The 19869-nt window shown below is 42.7% G+C and carries 23 protein-coding genes; 3 read left to right on the plus strand and 20 right to left on the minus strand.

What is annotated here, in order from left to right:
- Nucleotides 1-467 precede the first annotated feature (467 nt).
- Nucleotides 468-656, plus strand: coding sequence for a hypothetical protein (locus ABJL82_RS03030; protein WP_347273233.1), 189 nt, complete (start codon nucleotides 468-470; stop codon nucleotides 654-656).
- On the opposite strand, the gene ABJL82_RS03035 is transcribed toward ABJL82_RS03030, so the two are convergent.
- From ABJL82_RS03035 to ABJL82_RS03065, 7 genes are all read right to left on the minus strand, one after another.
- On the minus strand, nucleotides 653-1672 hold the full coding sequence (locus tag ABJL82_RS03035) for a cache domain-containing protein (protein ID WP_347273234.1): 1020 nt from the start codon (nucleotides 1670-1672) through the stop codon (nucleotides 653-655). The two genes, ABJL82_RS03030 and ABJL82_RS03035, sit on opposite strands and share 4 nt — an antisense overlap.
- Before the next feature lie 157 nt (nucleotides 1673-1829).
- Nucleotides 1830-3002 carry a tyrosine-type recombinase/integrase gene (locus ABJL82_RS03040; RefSeq protein WP_347273235.1) on the minus strand — a complete coding sequence of 391 codons (1173 nt, stop codon included), beginning with the start codon at nucleotides 3000-3002 and terminating at the stop codon, nucleotides 1830-1832.
- A 106-nt stretch (nucleotides 3003-3108) separates the two neighbouring features.
- The gene (locus tag ABJL82_RS03045; protein WP_347273236.1) at nucleotides 3109-3339 is read right to left on the minus strand and encodes a hypothetical protein; all 231 of its coding nucleotides are present in this window, start codon (nucleotides 3337-3339) and stop codon (nucleotides 3109-3111) included.
- A gap of 35 nt (nucleotides 3340-3374) precedes the next feature.
- Entirely contained in the window at nucleotides 3375-3917 is a 543-nt protein-coding gene (locus ABJL82_RS03050) for a hypothetical protein (RefSeq protein ID WP_347273237.1), read from the minus strand.
- Between the two features lie 135 nt (nucleotides 3918-4052).
- A complete protein-coding gene (locus tag ABJL82_RS03055; RefSeq protein ID WP_347273238.1) occupies nucleotides 4053-4463 on the minus strand; it encodes a hypothetical protein in 411 nt (136 codons plus the stop codon).
- A complete protein-coding gene (locus ABJL82_RS03060; protein WP_347273239.1) occupies nucleotides 4454-4576 on the minus strand; it encodes a hypothetical protein in 123 nt (40 codons plus the stop codon). Before ABJL82_RS03060 ends, ABJL82_RS03055 begins: the two co-directional genes overlap by 10 nt.
- Nucleotides 4577-4597: 21 nt before the next feature.
- Nucleotides 4598-5263, minus strand: a complete 666-nt coding sequence (locus ABJL82_RS03065) for a hypothetical protein (RefSeq protein WP_347273240.1) — start codon at nucleotides 5261-5263, stop codon at nucleotides 4598-4600.
- Nucleotides 5264-5573: 310 nt separating this feature from the next.
- Between ABJL82_RS03065 and ABJL82_RS03070 the strand changes: the two genes are divergently transcribed.
- Nucleotides 5574-5792: a hypothetical protein gene (locus tag ABJL82_RS03070; RefSeq protein WP_347273241.1), complete on the plus strand. Its 219-nt coding sequence runs from the start codon at nucleotides 5574-5576 to the stop codon at nucleotides 5790-5792.
- Between the two features lie 112 nt (nucleotides 5793-5904).
- On the opposite strand, the gene ABJL82_RS03075 is transcribed toward ABJL82_RS03070, so the two are convergent.
- From ABJL82_RS03075 to ABJL82_RS03100, 6 genes are all read right to left on the minus strand, one after another.
- Nucleotides 5905-6717, minus strand: coding sequence for a DNA adenine methylase (locus ABJL82_RS03075; RefSeq protein WP_347273242.1), 813 nt, complete (start codon nucleotides 6715-6717; stop codon nucleotides 5905-5907).
- A 26-nt stretch (nucleotides 6718-6743) separates the two neighbouring features.
- Nucleotides 6744-9356: a DUF927 domain-containing protein gene (locus ABJL82_RS03080; RefSeq protein ID WP_347273243.1), complete on the minus strand. Its 2613-nt coding sequence runs from the start codon at nucleotides 9354-9356 to the stop codon at nucleotides 6744-6746.
- 354 nt (nucleotides 9357-9710) lie between these two features.
- Entirely contained in the window at nucleotides 9711-9917 is a 207-nt protein-coding gene (locus ABJL82_RS03085) for a helix-turn-helix domain-containing protein (RefSeq protein WP_347273244.1), read from the minus strand.
- Nucleotides 9893-10198, minus strand: a complete 306-nt coding sequence (locus ABJL82_RS03090; protein WP_347273245.1) for a hypothetical protein — start codon at nucleotides 10196-10198, stop codon at nucleotides 9893-9895. Before ABJL82_RS03090 ends, ABJL82_RS03085 begins: the two co-directional genes overlap by 25 nt.
- Before the next feature lie 16 nt (nucleotides 10199-10214).
- Nucleotides 10215-11036, minus strand: a complete 822-nt coding sequence (locus ABJL82_RS03095; RefSeq protein ID WP_347273246.1) for a hypothetical protein — start codon at nucleotides 11034-11036, stop codon at nucleotides 10215-10217.
- A 328-nt stretch (nucleotides 11037-11364) separates the two neighbouring features.
- Nucleotides 11365-12450, minus strand: coding sequence for a hypothetical protein (locus ABJL82_RS03100; protein ID WP_347273247.1), 1086 nt, complete (start codon nucleotides 12448-12450; stop codon nucleotides 11365-11367).
- A gap of 351 nt (nucleotides 12451-12801) precedes the next feature.
- Here ABJL82_RS03100 and ABJL82_RS03105 point away from each other — a divergent pair, with 351 nt between their 5' ends.
- Nucleotides 12802-13095 carry a hypothetical protein gene (locus ABJL82_RS03105; protein WP_347273249.1) on the plus strand — a complete coding sequence of 98 codons (294 nt, stop codon included), beginning with the start codon at nucleotides 12802-12804 and terminating at the stop codon, nucleotides 13093-13095.
- A 157-nt stretch (nucleotides 13096-13252) separates the two neighbouring features.
- On the opposite strand, the gene ABJL82_RS03110 is transcribed toward ABJL82_RS03105, so the two are convergent.
- From ABJL82_RS03110 to ABJL82_RS03140, 7 genes are all read right to left on the minus strand, one after another.
- Complete coding sequence (locus ABJL82_RS03110; RefSeq protein WP_347273250.1) at nucleotides 13253-13537, minus strand: hypothetical protein; 285 nt, start codon at nucleotides 13535-13537, stop codon at nucleotides 13253-13255.
- 180 nt (nucleotides 13538-13717) lie between these two features.
- Nucleotides 13718-13879, minus strand: a complete 162-nt coding sequence (locus ABJL82_RS03115; protein ID WP_347273251.1) for a hypothetical protein — start codon at nucleotides 13877-13879, stop codon at nucleotides 13718-13720.
- Nucleotides 13876-14103, minus strand: a complete 228-nt coding sequence (locus ABJL82_RS03120) for a hypothetical protein (protein WP_347273252.1) — start codon at nucleotides 14101-14103, stop codon at nucleotides 13876-13878. The genes ABJL82_RS03115 and ABJL82_RS03120 overlap by 4 nt, the downstream gene beginning before the upstream one ends.
- 2535 nt (nucleotides 14104-16638) lie before the next feature.
- Entirely contained in the window at nucleotides 16639-17286 is a 648-nt protein-coding gene (gene fsa / locus ABJL82_RS03125) for a fructose-6-phosphate aldolase (protein WP_347273253.1), read from the minus strand.
- Between the two features lie 62 nt (nucleotides 17287-17348).
- Complete coding sequence (gene holA / locus ABJL82_RS03130; RefSeq protein ID WP_347273254.1) at nucleotides 17349-18341, minus strand: DNA polymerase III subunit delta; 993 nt, start codon at nucleotides 18339-18341, stop codon at nucleotides 17349-17351.
- Nucleotides 18341-18862, minus strand: coding sequence for a bifunctional adenosylcobinamide kinase/adenosylcobinamide-phosphate guanylyltransferase (gene cobU, locus ABJL82_RS03135; RefSeq protein WP_347273255.1), 522 nt, complete (start codon nucleotides 18860-18862; stop codon nucleotides 18341-18343). Before cobU ends, holA begins: the two co-directional genes overlap by 1 nt.
- 134 nt (nucleotides 18863-18996) lie before the next feature.
- Nucleotides 18997-19821 (minus strand): adenosylcobinamide-GDP ribazoletransferase, encoded by an 825-nt coding sequence (locus ABJL82_RS03140; RefSeq protein WP_347273256.1) that lies wholly within the window; start codon nucleotides 19819-19821, stop codon nucleotides 18997-18999.
- Nucleotides 19822-19869: the final 48 nt, after the last annotated feature.

The following is a 19869-nucleotide window of genomic DNA, read 5'->3' on the forward strand; positions in this document are numbered from 1 at the left end:
CTTTTCTTTTAACGAAGCTTTTAGGAATCAATACTGTTTTTCAACAAGTTTCACACATATAGTCAAAAACAGGGGCGAAGCATTTGCTATAAATTGTCATAAATGCGTTCATACCCAAACGGGCAAATGCTTCGCCCCTACACTGTGCGGAAAACATCGCTATTATTGGAATTTTTCAAAAAACTAAATTGTTACAATACTTTTCATAGTAGAACAAACTTTAAAGGCAAACCTATCTCAACGTGTGTGTGGAAAAAATATGCAGGTTTTGCATTTTTAATTATAAAAAAATACCGCTTAAAAAAAATAAAACGGTTATTTGTAATAGTCACATTGCTATGGCAATACGTAACTTAGTACAATATTATTTAATAAATTAATATTTGGCATTATTATTGCTCTTTATCCGGATAAGGGGAAAAACAGAAAGTAGTGAATGATAAAATTTTCTAAAACAGGAGGTAATTATGGTGATAACAGATGCTGAAATGGAAAAACAAAATTTTCTTAGCTGGTACTGCTTTTACGCAAAACCGAAAGAAATTGAATGTGCAATGAAAACACACAGGGCAAAAATGGAAAGGTACATCGAGAAATATTATTCCGAAATCATGAGAGTGAGAATGATAAACAGCCTCCGCGAAAAAATGTTTTAACGGTGAGGCAGGGGAACATTTTTTCCAAGAAGAAAGACAACAATAACGATCCCCATCGCTAAAAAGGCGAAAACAAACATGACAGAATCACGCAGTGTATAAAGTTTTCCATACCCCTCATTGACGTCTATCTCCGCGATTACCCCCCAATCATAATCCGGCATCCAATGCCAAAAGCCAAGTACCCGTACTCCCCTGTAATCCGGATAACCATGCGCATCATAGCCTTCCCCGCCGTTAATACATTCAAGCGCTCCTTTTGTCGGCTTTTTCGTGTAAGGATCAACAATTTTTAACTCCAATGGGGTCCTTTTTTTGATACGGTCAGCCTGAAGTAATTCATCAGTGAACCTTGAGGTAGTTAACATATATCCGTTTTTATTTATCAGGTATGTTTCTCCCGTTTTCCCGAAATGAACACTTTTCATCACCCTGTCTATTTCGGCAACATCCACACATACCGCCAGCACCCCTAAAATTGCATCCTGAGTGTCTTTTACCGGCAAGGACATGATCATTGCCGGTGTATCTGCCTCCGGGAATCCGGCAACATTGCCGGTGAGTTCCCGGGAGGATTTTATATTCGATACAAAAAATGCCCCGGCAATTGCCCTGCGATAGTAATCCTGTTCCAATATATTTTCACCGTACAGTGCCTTGTTGGATGCAAATAAAATTTCTCCGTTACGGCCAGCGTAAAAAATCTCTTTATAGCCAAAATCGCTGCAAATGGATTTAAAATATTCGTTAATATCAATGACAGGCGCATTCCCAGTTTGCATTGCTTGAATTAAGAACGGATTCTTTGCGATGTGCCGGGCATTTGATAAGCGGCCTTCCATCCATGCCGCAATTAATTCAGACTGTTTATTTGCCGCAAGCCCCAAATTACGAATAATTTCATCCCTTAACGCATTGAAAGCAATGGGATAAACAACAAGACGCATGATAAATAACGGCAGGAACGAAAAGATGAGCAAAAATATAATGAGTTTGTTTTTTGTGTATTTTATCATATTTTTATCTGTTTCTATTTATTCCTTCCTATCCTTATCTAATCAGTAAATTCAATAGTAAGGAACACATGTCTTATTTGCCTGGCCTAATTGATTTTGTTCTATTTTGACTCAGAATGCGAACGTGGTACGACTTGTTTTTGTTGTTGTTTTCCTGTTATGCCGTGGCGATTATACCTCTTTGTGTTGTAGTATTCAATACATGTTCTGTTAAGGCATTGATTGCCATTTTCTTTGAATCCATACCGGTATGGGAATACTTTTGCAACATCCCTAAACTGGAATGCCCTGTCATACCCTGAACAACTATTGCACCAATACCCAATTCGCCCTGAAGGATACTTGCAAAGGTATGTCTCAGATTGTGGAAGGTGAAATTTTTAATACCTAAATCCCTGAATAGTTTACTAAAGTAACCGCTATACCTAACAACCACACATTTTGTTATCTTACCATCAATAAATAACGTGTTTCCAGTATTAGCGCTCTTCCACGCAAGAAGTTCACCCACCAAGTACTTCGATAAAGGTATAGATACCATCTTACCGGTTTTATGGCTAGAGTGAATTAAGCCTTTATCCAGGGCTATATCATCCCATGAGAGGCCCAAAACACCGCCCAAACGTAATCCGGTAAAAAGCCCTATCAAAACCATCAGGCGATCTTTTCCTTGCAATTTATCAAGCAATACGGCTATTTCCTCTTGTGCTAAAACCCGATCCTTCGTCTGCGCTATCCTTGCTTTTTTTACTTGAGAACATGGGTTTTTATCGATTAATCCTTCTCTTATTGCTGTATTGAAAATACTGCCAAGAAATGCGACATCCTGATTAATAACGATTTCCTTGACATCATCCTTCTCCTTTCGCTCCATACGGAATCGCTCAATCATAAACGGCGTAATTTTATCCAAACGATGATCTCCAAGATATCTCACCAAAACCTTAACAGCCCTCCGCTTTGCCAGGAGTGTGTTTTCTTTATTCCCTTTTGATAGCTCCAAATACTTATTTGAGTAATCACTCAGAACGGGTACCTTCCTCGCCTGTGGCAATCCTATCAGCCCCCTTCGAATATTCGACCTGATATCTTCAAAACATTCCTTTGCTTCCGTCTTCGATATCCCTGGAAAGACCTTTGAAACCCACCGGCCGTTAATTTCGCGGTAATCAATCGACCATGCCCCGCAAGGGTTAGAGACGCCTTGGGGGCAATGTGATCCACGCCTGCCATTGCATTTAATTCCTTTCTCAATAACCTTGCCGTATCTGTTGCCCTCAGCACGTTTGCCTTTGCACGCAGCATTGTATTTTTTCCACCGAACAGCCATATATTTAACTCCTTTCCTTTTCAGTCTTTACTGGTCTTATAAAAGGCGCTTACCGTGTCGATAATCGCGTCCCGGCATGTTCTTCCAGCCATGTCATCGCTTGTTGCTAGGAAACTACATCAATTCCTTCCCCGCCGCATACGCTATTACTCCCGCATGCTCTGGCATATCCCGTCTTGGCGCCGCCTTCCCCGGCTATGAAATAAGCGCCTTTTTTTGTCCGGTACAATGATTCCTTTATATATCCAAAATCCGACGTATACTTGCCATTACTCCATGCGTGTAATAACTCAGCTGTCTCTGTGTTGTAAATCTTCCCATCAATTACTTTTTTCATCCTTTACCCTCCCGTAATAACCCGACACCATTTTTTCATATTTCTGCCGGATAACAAATTGTGACGATCCACCCTTTAAGGTGTCTTTCTGGTATTGCCCAAATCTCCCCGGTTGCGTCCGGTATCTTGATAATTCCCGAGGTGCCTTTATCAAAGGCTTCCTCGGCGGCACGAATAATGTCGTCCACGTTTGGCAGCGCGCCAACGGTCGCCGTCGTGTAACAGAGCGCCTCTCGCTTCGGCTGGGTAAAGCCCTCGCACTCCGGCGGAATGGGGCAGCCCTTGAGTTTTAGGAACCTCAGCATGAATGCCACTGAGTAATCCCCACAGTTCACGCAACAGGCGTAGCCGGCGTTGCTCTCGCAGGAGGCTACATACTCCCGCGCCTCGTCTATTGTGGCGGGGCCTTCTTCCATACAAGCACATTCAGGGCAGATAGGATGCCCGCACGAGGGGCACAATACCTCTGATTTCTGTATAGGTTCCTTGAATTCGACGTAGCCTCCGTGGATATCGCAGTTAAATCCGCTCACCAGTCCCTTTTTGTTGCAAATCTTCCCATCAATTACTTTTTTCATCCTTTACCCTCCCGTAATAACCCGACACCATTTCCGACCCGGGACGCCACAGGCCAGTACTATCTTAATCCCTACTTAATCCCCTTTGCCCACAATGCCAGAATCTTTACCGTACAAAACCGGCGTTGCCATGCTTCATCTTGCTATAGATTGGAAGCGGATCACCCGGCATTGGTTTTTCTTTAGCTCCCTTTCCCCGCGGTCTTCCTCCTTAAATTTGGCATTCCTGGTTTCATAAAGCCAGTTTATTTTTTTAATAGTCGCCTCCCGGACCTCCTGGTTTTCCCCCCCCAATATTCCTATTAGTTTGACTATTAATGCTAGATTTTTTACCATACCCCTATGTCCTTTCCATACACTGCCGACTATTAGTTTGACTATTAATGCTAGATCTTCCGTTGAATCCGTTTCGTCTAAATCCATTTCATCCATTTTTCTAAAATACCAGTTTATATCTGCGATAGCCACCCTCCTGACGTCCTGGTTTTCCTCCTGCAACATTCCTATTAGTTTGACTATTAATGCTTGATCTTCCGTTAAATCCATTTTTCTAATATCCTTTCTTCCCAAAAATCACAATTCCAAACATGACAGACCTCAAAGTTTTCAGAAAATGTCTTTCCATTGCCCGGATACATGGCAATTTCTCTTGTAGCCATGTGGATCATGCTCCTTTCTTTTCATTGCTCATGTGGCGCCTCCATTATCAAAAAATGAAAATTGATTGTTATAATTTCAGAAACGAAGACTTCAAACTCATCCATAATCCTATTTAATGCAGCGCTGATGCCGCAGTACAAGAGGGGGTCAAAAACGTCATCCAGCATGCTCGCTTGAGCTGCGCCCTCTACCGCGCACGATAATACTGCCAACCTGGTAAAAATATTTTTAAGTCTAGAAGGATTGCCAACGTCAAAGACTACTCGTCCGAACTTATCCATAATCCTATTTAATGCATCGCTGATGCTGAGGTACACGCAGGGGTCAAGAACTCTACCCTGCATGCTCGCTTGAGCTGTGACCTCTACCTTGTACGATAATTTTTTTAACCTGAGAAATTCATATTTAAGTTTAGTAAGATTGTTAATTGCCAATATTTCGGAGGAACGCTCACAGAGAAAGCCGCTGGTGCGCCGGTCTGCCAGCCACTGCACAGTTTCCTTATCTGTAAGAGGGTATATACCGGAGTGTGCGATTGCGTTTTTGATACCATAGGCTATAAAATAATCTCCATTTTCCGTAATATACAAGTCTTCTTTTTCTGTTTCTGTGAGGCAGCTAATATTTGTATACAACAACTCCGATGTTTCGGTGTTGTATATTTTACCCTGGCAAACTTGTTTCATTTTTTCAATCTCCATAAAAAAACAAAAAAAATAAAATACAAATCAGGCAAACTTTCCCGGCGTCATCCCCCTCCTTCCTGAAATAAAAAAGGCAACAAACACCCTTGAATGACGGTTCAAGAATGCCGTTGCCTTTAGCTGCCTGTTTTATCAGGCATATTCTCTATGGCGTCCGTCAACACCAGTATTTGAGTACGTTTACCGTACTCTCAAACTATTTGTCAAGTGTTATTTATTCTTACGCTTACTTTTGTGTTTTTTCAGGCTATCACGTCAAAACCAGGCAAGGCATACGCAGAGAAACGCTCTGATGATTTCGAACAGGAACAAATATGACAGCATGTCGATAAAGTTTATGTTCATGTTTGTTGCCCCCCCCGGTTTTGTTCTGGTGGATATTGCCCACCCTGCATCGAAAAATATGGGCAGCGACCCCGGCGAAGGATTCCGGAGTCGCGCCCATGGCAGACGGGCAGTCTCTTTAAAGAGGCTGCCCGTGGGTGGAAGTCCCACAGGCACTTTTTTTTAATTCAACTACCCGCCCGCCTCGGTAACCGGCAACGACACACCTGCAAAAAGAGTCGCCAGGGAACCCCAGTAACCCGTGACGTTTTTTCAGTTGTGCCGTCATCCGGACCATTTTAATAATTCAGCCATACACATTCCAGCGTCCGTGGTTTTGTGCCGCCGACGCTCTTGTGGCTGCCTTTGAAGGATTGCCGCTGATACCGCGTCCAGCCTGCGTAGTACTCGCTATGGAAGGGATGATCGGTATGGCTGATCATCACCTTGCCCTTGATTTCGTGCAGTAATTCTGCCAGGCGAACGTGGTCAACCATCCCAAACGTATCGGGGTAAAAGCGCTCGCACGATAAATATGGGGGATCGACATAAAAAAAAGTGCGTGGCGAATCATATTTTTTAATGCATTCCCAGAAAGATACACACTCAAAGAGGACATTTTCAAGCCTTTTTGCCATTTCGGAAAGGTTTTTTACAACATTCCTGAAGGTAACGCCAGGGTTTCTGCCTGTTAATGAAGGCGCGGCAAAGCCGCCATATTTTTGATCAGCGGCAAAGGTTAATCTGTTGAGGTAAAACCATTCGCTCAATGCAGGGATCAACTCGCCTGGCTTGCGGCGATGCCACTTGCGGTTTAAATGCTGCCAGTAGGTGCGCGAAATGGGCATGCTGTCTAAATATTCCTGTATTTCCCGGAGGATGTTGGGTTTGCGAATGGCGGAGAAAAACTCGATGAGGAAATTATCTTTGTCGTTAAGAATCTCTACCCGCGATGTTGGGCCTTTGGCGAATAACAGGCTCGCCCCGCCGCAGAAGGGTTCGCAGTAAACCACGTGGTCAGGGATAAACGCCCTCAGCCATGGCGCAAGACGCGCCTTGCCGCCGATGCGTGAAACAGGCGATTTCAGTTTTTTGAGTGTGCTTTGTATCATATTTTTACCTCAGAAAAAGTTGTATATCAGATATCGTTGAAACTTTTGACTACGTGCCATGGGATAATGGTTAACCGTCTATTCTTAGTTGTTCCCTCTTCTATCCTGACCGTCCGTGAACATGTAAACTTTCCGCCTTCGACCTTAATCCACTTCTTTTCCGCCCACGCTTTTAATACTCCCCTTACCGAGTATTTTTCTTGCCTCAAAACCTCTGCAAGCTTATGCGGATAAACCCCAATGTATTCCCCATCCTTCCACTGTCCATACGATTCACCATCGGTTTTTTTAAAGTATTTTTCATTACCGCTTGCCCATGACATGAGAAATTGCATTGCACGTGTGCCGATATCAACATCCTCTAGCGATTCATCAATCACACGATCAAATACCTTGTCGATATTCTCCTTCGCCGTAACAGCGTCATCAATACCAAGAATATTGTTTACAAGATCAGCCGCCAGTTTTACTACCGCAAAATACTGACTGTACCTGTCGCCCACTTCTGAACTTGCTTCCGCCGACAATGCCCGCTGGTACATCTTGTAATCCGATTTAAGCCTTGCCACTTCAACCTGGCTATTCCAAAGTGACAAAAGACCTTGTATGAATTTTATACCCGCATGCCCATAGTTTTCTCGAATGCATTGTTTAAGATCATTAATAAACTCAGCGCCCGCATTCGGGAAAGGGCTGCCATACAGTTCAATAGTCCGCGCCCTCGCACCTGAAAAATTTGTGCATTCGCACAATGGACGTTCGCCGGTTGAAAAACAGATGGTGTGCCAAGTAGGGGTATGCCTGATGCCTGCCGTTGATCCCCGTCCCCTGCCTACTCCGTTTGCAACCTGATACAACATACTTGTCATAGTGCGGTCGTCAACTGTTTGCGAATCGTCTGGGAAGATGGGAATATCGCAAAAGAAATTCGCTATCCTTTCAAGAAATACCCGCGTTGCGTCCCATCCAAATACTAACCCGCCTGCTTCTTTATGAGGATTGCCCCACACACTGGCAGCAAGCTCAAGGACGGTTGTCTTGCCAAGGCTGGTCTGCCCCCAGAAGTCAATAATAAAATTGGGCGCTTTCAGCATCCGTAAGAGCGGCGCCGCAAATGATGCATACAGGGCAAAAGCCGCGTAGGGGTGTTTTATCGCGGGTTCTATACCCATTCGCCATTTTTCATATGCCCCTGATGGTTCTAATGCCTTGACGAAGCGCTCGAAACCCGGTTCGGGGAAAAACTCAACGGAGATATCCTCCCCGTCTTGAAAAGTCTTGTTTCCCTGCACCATTTTATTGAGGATAAATACCTGTTTGCCTTCAATAGTTTTTCTGCCAACGCCCTTGGAAATATATGTTCGTGGAATAATATTCATATTACACGCCTCAAAGGTTGCAAGGTATTCAACCATTTTTCCAGCATTGCGGCTGTTCACCGGCAGTCCCTGATCGGAAATTTCCAGTATTTTTTTCGAGTCTGAAATGACACGTTTAGATACCCATGTATATTTCAACTTGCCGTCCCTTTTGAAGGCAATTCTCACGTCTTCAAGGCCAAGCTCCACGTCTATAGCTCTTCCAACGATGAAAACCGGCGCATAAAAGGCAGGTTTTTTCACAGAGGTATTGCCGTAGTAGGTTGTTTGAACAACGCGACCCTCTTCAACCTCAAATCCTTCGGGTTCGATAAACTTAATCCCGGCAATCTCTTTGATCTCACACAAAACCTCTTTTGCATTATCAACCAGTCGCTGAAAATCCTCTTTAGTTTTCCCCATCGTAACAAAGTAATCCGTTACGTCCTTCCGGTCTTTGGAATCCATGCCGGACGGCCATACAATTGTTTTTATGCTGCCTGCAGTACCTTGAAGATGGTAAATCACTTTTTGCGATCCTTCTTTTCCAGCCTCGTCGTTATCGTATGCAAGGATTACATTGAGGCCACAAAAGAAAGCATTCCATTCCCGTTTCCACGTCCCGGCCCCGGCGGTGCCGGAGGTCGCAGGAAAGCCATTCTGATTAAGCAGCAACGCCTTAAATTCGCCCTCAGTGATGATGATATAGGGCAAACCTTCCGGAGCAATATTGGGGTATAGCATTGCCTTCGCCCCTTTGGTCTGCGTCCCCTTGTGTTCCTTGATGGTCCATTTGTCGGTCGCAGCCTCCATGGGAATGGCATAGTGGTCGTTTTGGTATCCTATAAAGTATTTTTCTATCGTCTCAAGAGAAAGTCCGTATTTGCTGCGAAACGTCTGTAATGCAGTCTCGTTTTTTGTGAGTTGAGTATGAATGAGTTTCACCTGCTTTAAGCTGAGATACGCGGTTCCCCGACTTTTGGCATCAGGTTTAATTTGTCCGCCGCTGGCGGGGGTAGGTGGTGGAGATACTGCTTCCTCGCTAATCATTTTCATAGCGCCCTTTTTATCGAGATTATAGCGCAATTGCAGAAATATAACCGCGTCGCCCTTTTTCCCGCATGCGAAGCAATTGAACATGCCCTTTTCCAGGTTTACTGAGAGGGAGGGGTGTATATCGTCGTGGAAAGGACAGAGACACGAAACCTCTGCCTTGCCGTTTGCCTCAAATTTAGGTATGTGCTTTGTATAAAAGCTACGAAAGTCAATTGTTTCTTTCATTTTTTACTCTCCCTGCGTGTTTGCGATACGTTTCAGCCAGTGCTTTGAGAACCAGCATAATTTCCGCTCGGTGAGCATCGAGGCCATCAAGGAAGCAAAGAAATGAAAGCGCTTTGACTCGCCTGACAAGGCGCGCCCGATTAGGGGTAGGGCATTTGAGGCACAACTTGAAACCTGCTAGAATTTCCTTTTTTGTGGGGTTTTTTTTCATCTTTTTCACCTTCGATTTTTGGTTGATTTTTCGTAACTTTTTAACCCTTCCAGTTTGGCAAGGATAACGGCGGGGGCGGAATTTCGGCGAGACCGCCCCCTAAAGTCGGCGATGGAGGTACGCCGCCGACCGACCGCATTTTTTTAAAACTCCTGGCTGCGCTCCGCTACTGTACAACTTTCAAGCCACTTGTCGATCTCGCCCTTCCGGAAGCGTATGAGTCGACAGCCCGCAACACGGATGGTGGGAATTTTCCTCAGCCATACCAGCCTGTAGATACCGCCCGACCCCATGCCCAGGTACTTCGCAAGTTCCGTTACATTCATTATTTGATCGTCTTGCTTTGCCATGTGCCCCCCTTTAATTTTTTCAAAATTTTTTCAGGTATATTCTGCTGGTCGATTACCTCAAAAAACAGCTCGTAGCGGGTCATCTCTGAAAAGTCGCCGTGCGCGCCAATTCGTTTCGACCGTTCCACACGTGCCTCCACACTCGTCCCCCAAAAGAGTGTCTTGTCTGAGAGTTCGTCTTCCTGAATGAGATCGCCGGCATTGCTGATCCAATACGGAACTGGCTTCATCCCATTCTGGTTAAGATATACCTTAAAACGATACATTTTTTTTATATCCATTTTTATCCTTTCAAAATTACTGGTAGTCGTCAGGGATCAAAAGATCCTCTTCCGCCTCTTTCAAAGTTTTCGTTTTAAGTGGTTTTTTTTCCGATTTCTGGTTGCAAATCTCGCAATTTGCTCTCAGGCACAGCTCGTCAGAATGGTCCTCTGATGCCTTGTAATCCCCTACTAATAGATCGTCGTAATTATTTCCCATCTCGATTTCCCCTGTTTTATTTGATTTAACGCCCATGCCCGGTTGTGCTCCCAGGTAAACAAGGCTGCCTTCTGCTGCTTCCGTCGCCCTTCCTACCCCTCGATATTCACGATATAAGATTTCCCCTTCGTGGCCTGTTATTGGCACAAGGGCTTCCGCGCGGAAGCCGATGGATGCGTAGTCGTAAATGCCCGCGTCGATTTTGGTGATGGTTTGTTCGTCAATGCCATTTCTAGGAATATAAAACCAGGGGGATAGGACCTGAACTTCTGAAACCCCAAGGGGCAAAAAGAGATCCTCCCCAAGGTTTTTCTTGGCTTCTTGGACGGTCATCCTTTCAATCTCAACGTCAAAGAATTTGCCAATAGCATTTTTCCTTGATTCAAACTTGCCATGATCGAATAACATAGTTTTCCTAATAATTGTCTGTGCGAAACGCTCCAGCACCTCTTCTGAAAAACGCTCGCCGTCCCGGTCAATGGCGTTGTGCGCCAGCCGAAGCTGTCCGATATATATTTCGTCCGTTTCAAACTTGCGGCGTGTGAACGTGTTGATTTTTTCTAACTGTGCCTCCGTCGGTCTGGTTGGCGAAACCTTAAAGGGGTGGTTAGTTTGTAACTGTTTTTGACCTTGGTGCATTTCTATCTGCCTCCTTTTTTAAATTTTTTTTAAGATGCATCGACACGGCGGAGCGCACAAATTCTGAAAAAGTTTTATCAATTTTAAAGCAATACAACTTAGCCTGTTGGTACATACAGTGGTCAAAATAAATTGTGCATAATCTCCGGCCTTCACTTTTGTTCATTTTATTTGTCTCCTTTCATCTGAAAAATGTTTAAAAAATGTTTTTTGATTAACTACTTGCATCTTAAATATTTAATTTTCTTTTAAAACAAAAAACATGGTGTCAAGAATAATTTTTGGGGTGCCATCCCGCTAGCGGCTTAATACAAGGGTTTGCGCCACGCTATGGCACCACCTTGACACCCCAATTTTTTTTGATCGTCGCGTGTGTCATATTTATTTCAAAAAAGTTTGTCTCGTTTATTAGTTCCGATATTATTTCATTCGCATGGGGGATAACTTTCTGTGTTAGGTTTTTGTATCTCCCGTCAGACGTCACCTTTCCTGGCAACTCCCGCCCCTCAAACGCCTTAAACAGGGCAGGAGTCTCACAACTGCCTGTTCCCCCTGAAAGTTTCGCCATGGCCTTAATCAGTTTGATTGTATTTTTTTGTATTGGTATATGTATTGACTTAGCACCGAAGGAAATGGTTTTCTTCTTTTCATTAAAAACCAGTTCCTGGCTGGGGTTGAAAATTTCAAATAAGCGAAGCTCTGCCTGGCTTAATGCCGGTATCTCCGGCGCGGAAATGATAAGATATCCGCTTGGGACGTATTTGTTCTTCCTGAAAATGTTAATAAATCGCTCAAAGAATCTGAGGTGGTGAGGGTTAACATTTCGCAGGACAAGCGATGTCCCAAGCAATGGGAGATATCCGCGCGAAAACGTTTCGTCATGGCGAAACATTGGGGGACGGTCTTCCTGTTTCTGAACGGGGTCGAATAAATATTTTTCAATAGCCTGCTTGGCCCATCCCCTGTAGTCTTCATAAACAAAATCGAATCCAGCGTATGCATTATAAAGTGTCAATGCTGCTATGCCGCTGACAAGGCTGTAATCCTCGCTTATGACAATGATCACCCGGCGGTTATTCGCCTTTATAAATTCCAGCCAATTTTTAACAGTGGGGTCAAGACCGGATATTGTTTTTTTAAAAAATTTGTGGTAGGGCTCTTTTCCGTGAAAACTCGGCACTCCATGGAAATTCTGCAAATTGTAGGTTTCAGCGAAGCGAAAGCATTGGTCGAATAAGTCACGCCCCGGCAGGAAGGCGGGTAAGGCGGGTGGTTCTTCAAATAGCGGGAAGTCGTATGTTTTCTTATCTGTTGGTTTATAACTAACTGTTTGCGCCTTGCGTGCACCACCAGTGCCGGAAGAAAAGTCGGGCGTTTCTTTAACTTGAGGTTTGTTGCTACGGGGTTTCTTCATCGTAAGACCTCCTGAATATTTGTATTTTATAAAACCAGGAACCCTTGTAGTTATCGATAAACCACCAGGATTGAACGCCGCTCACATTTACCATGTGTGGATAGATGTAGCTTGCAATGTACGTACTACCGTACTTTCGACGGTATTGCAATAATTTATTGTATATTTTTTTTTATTACGACTGTGTTTTGCGGCGTTATAGCATACCCGCAAAACTGTGATGATATGGTATTTCAAGAAACGAGTTCTGCCGACAGTAAGAGTTCTCCAGGCTGCTTTCGGTAGTGGCCTTTTATCTACCTCTTTTCAAAGGGAATACATGGGATAAATATACGCCCTGGACTGTATGACATGGAAAAATCGGGGTTGAGATTTCCGGAAAGCTATCAGGAATCCTCCTTTGCATCCAGGATTTTGGGGTATACAGACCCATCCTCACTGGCACAATTGCTAAGAACATACCAGATTATGACCCCTAAAATAGGGTCTTTTGGACTTGAAGTCCAAAAGATCATCCGGGAAACATTTCAATTGGATGAAAAAGATAGTAAAGCTACCTTTATTCCGTATGAAGGGATATTAATTGCCGGTATGCAGGGAACCACGCCGTCCTGTGGTTCGGCGGGTTTTCCCTGTTATGTATGAATTTTATGGCAAGATATTCCGGAGATGGTAAGGGTTAATCAGGCTGCTTTCGGTAGTGGCCTTTTAGCTACCTCTTTTCAAGGGGAATACATGGGAAGGATATACACCCTGGACTGTATGACAGGGAAAAATCGTGGTTGAGATTTCCGGAAAGCTATCAGGAATTTTCCTTGCAGTCCTCTGGTGGGTCTTCGTATTCAGATGGATAAATGGCTTTGTTTATTTTTTCCGAAACGGCGTTAACATAGGCCTGTGTGGATCGCAGCGCCTGGCGAAAGAGTTCTTTTAAACGCGGATCACCGTGTACCTCTTCAAGCGCCCGAATATATTTCCGGTGGTTTTCCGGCGGTAGTGATGCGAATTCCTGCTGCCGGAAAATATCGTGCAAGTGCGCCCATGTTGAGGTTTCCAGCTTATGACGCAGGGTAGTTGAGTCGAACATATCTCTGTGTGATCCTTTTTTTTGTGGATAGTTATAGTTTATTTTTATGCCTGGTGGTTCCTAAAAGGATTGATTTTTACCGGGGACCGCCTTCACAGTGGACAGTCCCCGGTATTTTTACATCCACCAGGCTAATAAATAGCATTGCTATGGCATAAATAATACGCTCCGCGATAAACTTTACACATGGCAACATACGGCAATAAATGCCGTATGTTGCCATACATGGGCGGTGAATTTCCCGTCTCCCTGTAAAATTTGGCTTAAAACAACTTGCACTGCCAATGCACCACGTTCCGGTATAAACATGTTTTGTTTTAAAATCGCAACATATCTCATCATAATTTGTCCCAATCAATGCCGTTTTTAATGCAATATTCCTGGAATTCCTGCATAGCATTTTCACAAAATTCATCAATACCCTTTGATAAATCCGCCTGGTTTTCCTCTGCCAGCTTTTGCAAAAGCACTTCCGCGTCCCCGATTAATTCTGGAAAGTTAAGATCGTTAATATCAATAGTCTCTCCCTGCGATTGGGGGACGTTGCAAGGTTCTCTGCCTGACATAGCATTATCTCCTAAAAAAAAAGGCAACACAGGATGGGCGTTCAGGTCATCGCAGTGTTGCCTTAAAATGCCCCGGCTTTTTGTCGGAGCAAATCTTTAAATTTTGTATAAACGCGCTTAGGTACGTACTATCATTGCCGCGAAAAAATTACAAGGGAAAAATTATATTTTAAGCGAAAAACAATCCCAAAAGACCTTTTCCCGTTTGCTTCGGTCTTTTCTTCACCGGCTGACTTGCTGGAAAGATAACAAATTTGTGATGTTTCATAAATAGAGAATTTTCGCTATTAATGGGCCGGTGCGAAAGTGCTGTACCACCTTCATGATGAAGACACCCCACGAATTCACTTTAACCACCTTCATTACGAAGGTGGTTAAAACAAATCAGACTCAAATATCACATAAGTTGTTATTTAACAAGAACAAACAGCAATTTTCTTGGATTTTTTCCGCATGTAATCTAGGGGATTGCTCAAATGAAAAATACGGTGTAGTAAGGTGATTAGGTGTATTAACCCGCGCCAGTCAAGGGATTCCGGGATGGTAGTAGGTGCGGTAGAGGTGTGGCAAGGTGTAGTTAAGGTGTAGTAAGGTGTATTAGAAAAAAAAAGGTGTGTTAGGAAAATAGACTTGTAAGCCTTATATTTACTAGGTTACTACACCTACTACACCTACTACACCTTGATTTCCTATAGCAACTTACATTTTACACCGCATTTTTTCCAAAAAAGCTCAAAAAGCGGATAAAAATTAAAAACCTTTTTCAGATCAGCTACAATTTATAAACAATCATAATATGAAAATGACCCGTTAAGGATAGAATCTTTTGCAGGGGGGATAGTAGCTTTTCCTCAATCCGAAGAACTCTCTGATTTTGGGACGGACTTCATCTCTGTCGCATCATAATCATTCGGTATTTGCTGCCGAATCCCCCTACACCCGCTCAACGATGCATACAGGGCAAAAGCCGCATAGCGGGTTCTATCCCCCCCCGCTGGTTCTAATGCCTTAACAAACCGCCTAAATTTGCGGCAAATTTGAAACGTGAGGATTGAGAGATATTCACACGATAGGCAGGACTAAAACGTCTTAAACAGCCTTTAATGGCGTTCTTGTTCTGCCTAAGGTGTTTTTGGTCGTTAAATGTCAAGAAAATCGATTCTGGGGTAAGGGAAGTATCTATGGGGAAGTTTAAGAAATGGATGCTTTGTTGCAGGGTCCATGATAACCCGGCGATATTCAAGAAGGGGTGGTATTACCATGTGAATGGACAAGCCGCTTAATATATTAACAAAATACGCCGGGTTCGGTATTTATTACCGAAACAGGCGCATTGTAAGGGGTATAATGCACTCACCAGGCATATTGTAAGGGGTATAATGCACCCACCAGGCGTATTGTAAGGGGTATAATGCACCCACCAGGCAGATTGGAAGGGGTATAATGCACCCACCAGGCAGATTGGAAAGTAGATGATAAAAATAAGAATGTCCCGGATTGATTGTAAAATAAAAAAAACCTTTTCAGGTTAGCTACAATTTATAGATAGTCATCATACAGAAATGACTGTGAATGGTCAGTATCTTTTACAGGGGGGGTGTATATATAACCAGGAAATAGTTGTTTCAAATCACCATGCTTGAGACCTAATAACAGGTTATATTTGAGGCAAAATTAACAAGTAAAATAACTTGTCCTTATTTTGCTTTTCGTCCATCTATTACCAATAAACCATTTAACCATAAAGGGTTACGAGTTTTGATTTATTACTGATATTCTTCAATAAAATCAAAGACAACATAGAAACAATCACGTTTAAAGACTGAAAAGGAAAGGAGTTAAGTATATAGTTGTTCGGTGTATTAAGTCGCATTAAAGTCGTACTTACCCAAAAATTCTTCGATGATTTTATTACAATATCATATTCCGCTAATTTGTAGCTAGGGAAAACACATTTCAATAGAAAGGCAATACAGATTGGATTGTAACCGGCTACATTACCACTAAGACAAACATAAGACGCCTTAAAGTTATAAGTATACATAACCTATTTTATTTATAGCAATCAACAAGTGGCAACCAAGTCCCCGATTAATTCTGGAAAGTTAATATCGTTAATATCAACGCAGGGTTCTCTGCCTGACATAGCATTATCTCCTATAAAAAAAGGCAACACCGGATGGGCGTTCAGGTCATCGCAGTGTTGCCTTAAAAAGCTCCGGCTTTTTTGTGAGCAAATCTTTAAATTTTGTATAAACGCGCTTAAGTAAGTAAGCCAGCAAAGTACGTATATGGCATGATTCAATTTTAAAAAGTGCCAACAACAAATCTCTAGAAACCCAACAAACACAAGGCTTTCATAGATGTACACAGAAAAAAAACAGATATAATGAGTTTGTTTTTTGTAAAGTTAAACAATGCGCAGCACTCCAGGAAATAAGCAAAACAGCGTTTTTGAATTTTTATCTATTGTTTGTCTGTTGAAATCATCAATTTAGTCCCTTCTTATCATTTTCCTGTGCCGGACTTATACTATTATTTTTTCGGAACTTTTTCCCAATCGGCAAGAAACTTTTTGATACCGGCATCCGTTAACGGATGCTGCACCAACAAATTGAAAACGTTAAAGGGGATGGTAGATATGTCCGCTCCCATTAATGCCGCATCACGAACATGATTCGGGTTCCGGATACTTGCCACAATTATTTCCGTAGTAAACCCATAATTATCATAGATTGCCCGTATATCCTCTATGACGTCCATTCCTGTATGCCCTATGTCGTCCAGCCTTCCCACAAAAGGACTAATGTAGGTTGCGCCTGCCTTTGCCGCTAACAGCGCCTGATTGGCAGAAAAACAAAGGGTAACATTCGTATTTATGCCTTCATCCGATAATATTTTCACCGCCTTAAGCCCGTCTTTTATCAGGGGTATTTTTACTACTATATTCTCAGCAATTTTTGATAACTCACGAGCTTCATCCACGAGGCCCTGTGTATCGAGGCTTACCGCTTCAGCGCTCACGGGTCCCTTTACTATGGAGCAAATTTCTTCAAGCGTTTCACGGAACGGTCTGCCCGTTTTTGCAACGAGGGACGGATTCGTCGTTACACCGTCGAGAATTCCAAGGTCATGCGCTTCTCTTATCTCTTTTACATCTGCGGTATCAATAAAAAATTTCATAACAATTCCTTTCTAATGCAAATAGAATTAATGTGTCAAAAAAAAATCGTGGCCATAAAATATCATGCACACAATTTATGTACCAAGAGTTCAAGTAATAGTTGTTTATTGAATACGCTTGTCTTGCTTTGTATGTCAGATTCAAGCAGGGAGGCATGTTTTTTCATAAGGTCATTTTCGGTAAAATCCCTTACCTGATCAAAAAACTTTTTTTTAAAAAAAGGAGCTATTTGAAGCTCAGAAGATATGCTATTTTCATCTTTTCCCTGCGCCAATAATTGTCTGGCCCTCCAAATCCTTCTGATTTGCCATGCCAGCAATGTGATAATTTTCACTGAATTCTCACCGTGTGTCAACATCTGATTGAGAATTTTAAGCGCCTGTGGAAAATTTTTCCGGGCAACCGCGTCAGTAAGCTCAAATATCGTTCTATTCCTGTCGGCGGTCACTAATGCATCAACGTCTGATTCATCTATTGTAGCTTTATTATCCTTGTAGATAGAAAGTTTCTCAAGATGCATGTCTAATATGGCCAGATTGTTTCCTACATCCTCGGCTAACCGCTGTGCGGCTCTAAGGTTCATCGTTTTTTTGTAATGTTTTGCGCGGGACATAAGCCAGTTGGACAATTGATATTCCTTTATCTTTTGACAATCTGCGACAATGCCGGTTTTCTCCGCTAATTTTGACAGCCTTATTCTTTTATCCCATCCGGTGCATATTAAAATCAAATGCGCATGCGTTGATGGCTTTTGCAAATAACTCTCTAATGAATCTTTGTTTTTTTCCACAAAGTTGTCTGCATTAATTACAATAACCAGCTTTTTATTTTTCTGGAAAAAGGAACGTCCCCTTAATTCATTAAAAATAACCGGAGCCGGCGTATCATTTCCGCCGATCTCAATTATCACCGGGTCAGTATCGTTATCGGCAATTAAAGCGGCTTTTATTGTCGTTACCGCTTCTTTAATAAAGAATTCTTCATTCCCGAAAACAACAAAAACCGGGCAGTCCTTCTTCTTCGCTATTGATGTTTTGAGTTCCTGAATATCCATTACTTTATCTTTTGTGCAATTCCTGAAATTACGAAATATACCTCTGTTGCGCGCTGCGCCAGTACTTGGTTTGCAGAACCGGCTATATCGCAAAAATGCCGCGCCAATGCATTTTCCGGCATGACGCCAAGTCCGACTTCGTTTGAGACGATTATAACGTCTGAAGTTATTTCTTCACAAACGCGGCACAGTGTATGTATTTTATCAATTATCTGTGACGAATCCTGACTTCCCGGCATTACAAGAAGATTGGTAATATATAAGGTAATGCAGTCTATAAAAACCAGGTCTGCCTTTTTATTCTGGTCGAAAACAACTTTTTCCAAATCATACGGCGATTCAATTGTTTGCCAGCACAATGGTCTCCGTTCCCGATGTATCCGTATGCGTTCACGCATCTCATCATCCTTGATTTCAGCGGTAGCCACATACACCACTGTTTTGTAACGTTTCGCCATGGTTTCCGCAAATGAAGATTTTCCGCTGCGGGCGCCGCCAAGCACAAGGATAGTCTTCGCCATAGAACTCTGTAAAAACCTCTTTTTTTAATTTCTTATTCTTAAACAACTCTTCATTCCCGAAAAATACAGAGAGAAAATGCTCCACTATGGAATTTTATAAAAATCCATATTTTTACAAGAAATGGGTTTAACCTTTAAAAAACAACAAAGAGTGCTAACAGGAAAACAATTTCTGCCGTCTCATTGATCGCGCCCAATGTGTCGCCTGTCATACCGCCAATCTTTCTTTTGATATACCAGATTATGAATAATGTAAAAACAACAATTATTGCACATACCGCCAGGCCCTTTAAACGGCATAAATACAGTAAAAGAACGAAGGGAACAACGGATGCAACAGCCACATGTTTTTGCGTGGTTCCGTTCACGATGAAACTTCCTGTTCCCGATACATCTCTTGCATAATCTGATACTCCGGCGGCAAACACCTGCGCCCAACGCCCTACTGCAGGCATCAAACACAGCACAATAATTTTTGTCATTGCAGCGGAAGAAGCGTCTCTACTGTATGGCTCACCAAATGATGGTAATATCCCGGCTGAAATGTCTTTTATATTCAAAAAAACAAAGCCTTCTCCTGTATGCAGAAGGCAGGTATATCTCAGTCCCAGAATACACATTAAACCAATAACGCCATAACTCCCAATATGGCTGTCTTTCATTATCTCCAGCCGTTTTTCCCTGTTCCATCCTCCATAAATACCGTCACATGTATCGGCTAATCCGTCGAGATGCAACGCGCCGGTTATTACAATATACGTTATTAGAATGAAGGCATATGTTATAAACGGAGGAAAAACGTTTTGCAAAAGCAGGGAAACAACTGATAAAATAGCACCGATGACAATTCCTACAATTGGGAACCAGCACACGGCGTAACTGCTTTTAGGCAATTCCACGGATCTGTTATTAATGGGAATGATGGTGAGAAATTTTAGCGCCCATAGAAAATTATTCATGAATTGCCATTACTAATGTGGGGTAGCCATAATTTTACGTATTACACT

The organism is Candidatus Kuenenia sp., assembly GCF_039794105.1.
In the GTDB taxonomy this organism is placed as follows: domain Bacteria; phylum Planctomycetota; class Brocadiia; order Brocadiales; family Brocadiaceae; genus Kuenenia.

What these genes read in the sequence shown, in the direction of transcription:
- ABJL82_RS03055 (WP_347273238.1), bottom strand. Translation starts at nt 4,463, where the DNA reads ATGGATTTAACGGAAGATCAAGCATTAATAGTCAAACTAATAGGAATG.
- fsa (WP_347273253.1), bottom strand. Translation starts at nt 17,286, where the DNA reads ATGAAATTTTTTATTGATACCGCAGATGTAAAAGAGATAAGAGAAGCG.
- ABJL82_RS03105 (WP_347273249.1), top strand. Translation starts at nt 12,802, where the DNA reads ATGGAAAAATCGGGGTTGAGATTTCCGGAAAGCTATCAGGAATCCTCC.
- ABJL82_RS03095 (WP_347273246.1), bottom strand. Translation starts at nt 11,036, where the DNA reads ATGCACCAAGGTCAAAAACAGTTACAAACTAACCACCCCTTTAAGGTT.
- ABJL82_RS03085 (WP_347273244.1), bottom strand. Translation starts at nt 9,917, where the DNA reads ATGGCAAAGCAAGACGATCAAATAATGAATGTAACGGAACTTGCGAAG.
- ABJL82_RS03110 (WP_347273250.1), bottom strand. Translation starts at nt 13,537, where the DNA reads ATGTTCGACTCAACTACCCTGCGTCATAAGCTGGAAACCTCAACATGG.
- ABJL82_RS03140 (WP_347273256.1), bottom strand. Translation starts at nt 19,821, where the DNA reads ATGAATAATTTTCTATGGGCGCTAAAATTTCTCACCATCATTCCCATT.
- ABJL82_RS03100 (WP_347273247.1), bottom strand. Translation starts at nt 12,450, where the DNA reads ATGAAGAAACCCCGTAGCAACAAACCTCAAGTTAAAGAAACGCCCGAC.
- ABJL82_RS03075 (WP_347273242.1), bottom strand. Translation starts at nt 6,717, where the DNA reads ATGATACAAAGCACACTCAAAAAACTGAAATCGCCTGTTTCACGCATC.
- ABJL82_RS03050 (WP_347273237.1), bottom strand. Translation starts at nt 3,917, where the DNA reads ATGAAAAAAGTAATTGATGGGAAGATTTGCAACAAAAAGGGACTGGTG.
- ABJL82_RS03120 (WP_347273252.1), bottom strand. Translation starts at nt 14,103, where the DNA reads ATGTCAGGCAGAGAACCTTGCAACGTCCCCCAATCGCAGGGAGAGACT.
- holA (WP_347273254.1), bottom strand. Translation starts at nt 18,341, where the DNA reads ATGGATATTCAGGAACTCAAAACATCAATAGCGAAGAAGAAGGACTGC.
- ABJL82_RS03045 (WP_347273236.1), bottom strand. Translation starts at nt 3,339, where the DNA reads ATGAAAAAAGTAATTGATGGGAAGATTTACAACACAGAGACAGCTGAG.
- ABJL82_RS03070 (WP_347273241.1), top strand. Translation starts at nt 5,574, where the DNA reads ATGATTTCGAACAGGAACAAATATGACAGCATGTCGATAAAGTTTATG.
- cobU (WP_347273255.1), bottom strand. Translation starts at nt 18,862, where the DNA reads ATGGCGAAGACTATCCTTGTGCTTGGCGGCGCCCGCAGCGGAAAATCT.
- ABJL82_RS03115 (WP_347273251.1), bottom strand. Translation starts at nt 13,879, where the DNA reads ATGATGAGATATGTTGCGATTTTAAAACAAAACATGTTTATACCGGAA.
- ABJL82_RS03030 (WP_347273233.1), top strand. Translation starts at nt 468, where the DNA reads ATGGTGATAACAGATGCTGAAATGGAAAAACAAAATTTTCTTAGCTGG.
- ABJL82_RS03035 (WP_347273234.1), bottom strand. Translation starts at nt 1,672, where the DNA reads ATGATAAAATACACAAAAAACAAACTCATTATATTTTTGCTCATCTTT.
- ABJL82_RS03090 (WP_347273245.1), bottom strand. Translation starts at nt 10,198, where the DNA reads ATGGATATAAAAAAAATGTATCGTTTTAAGGTATATCTTAACCAGAAT.
- ABJL82_RS03080 (WP_347273243.1), bottom strand. Translation starts at nt 9,356, where the DNA reads ATGAAAGAAACAATTGACTTTCGTAGCTTTTATACAAAGCACATACCT.
- ABJL82_RS03060 (WP_347273239.1), bottom strand. Translation starts at nt 4,576, where the DNA reads ATGGCTACAAGAGAAATTGCCATGTATCCGGGCAATGGAAAGACATTT.
- ABJL82_RS03040 (WP_347273235.1), bottom strand. Translation starts at nt 3,002, where the DNA reads ATGGCTGTTCGGTGGAAAAAATACAATGCTGCGTGCAAAGGCAAACGT.
- ABJL82_RS03065 (WP_347273240.1), bottom strand. Translation starts at nt 5,263, where the DNA reads ATGAAACAAGTTTGCCAGGGTAAAATATACAACACCGAAACATCGGAG.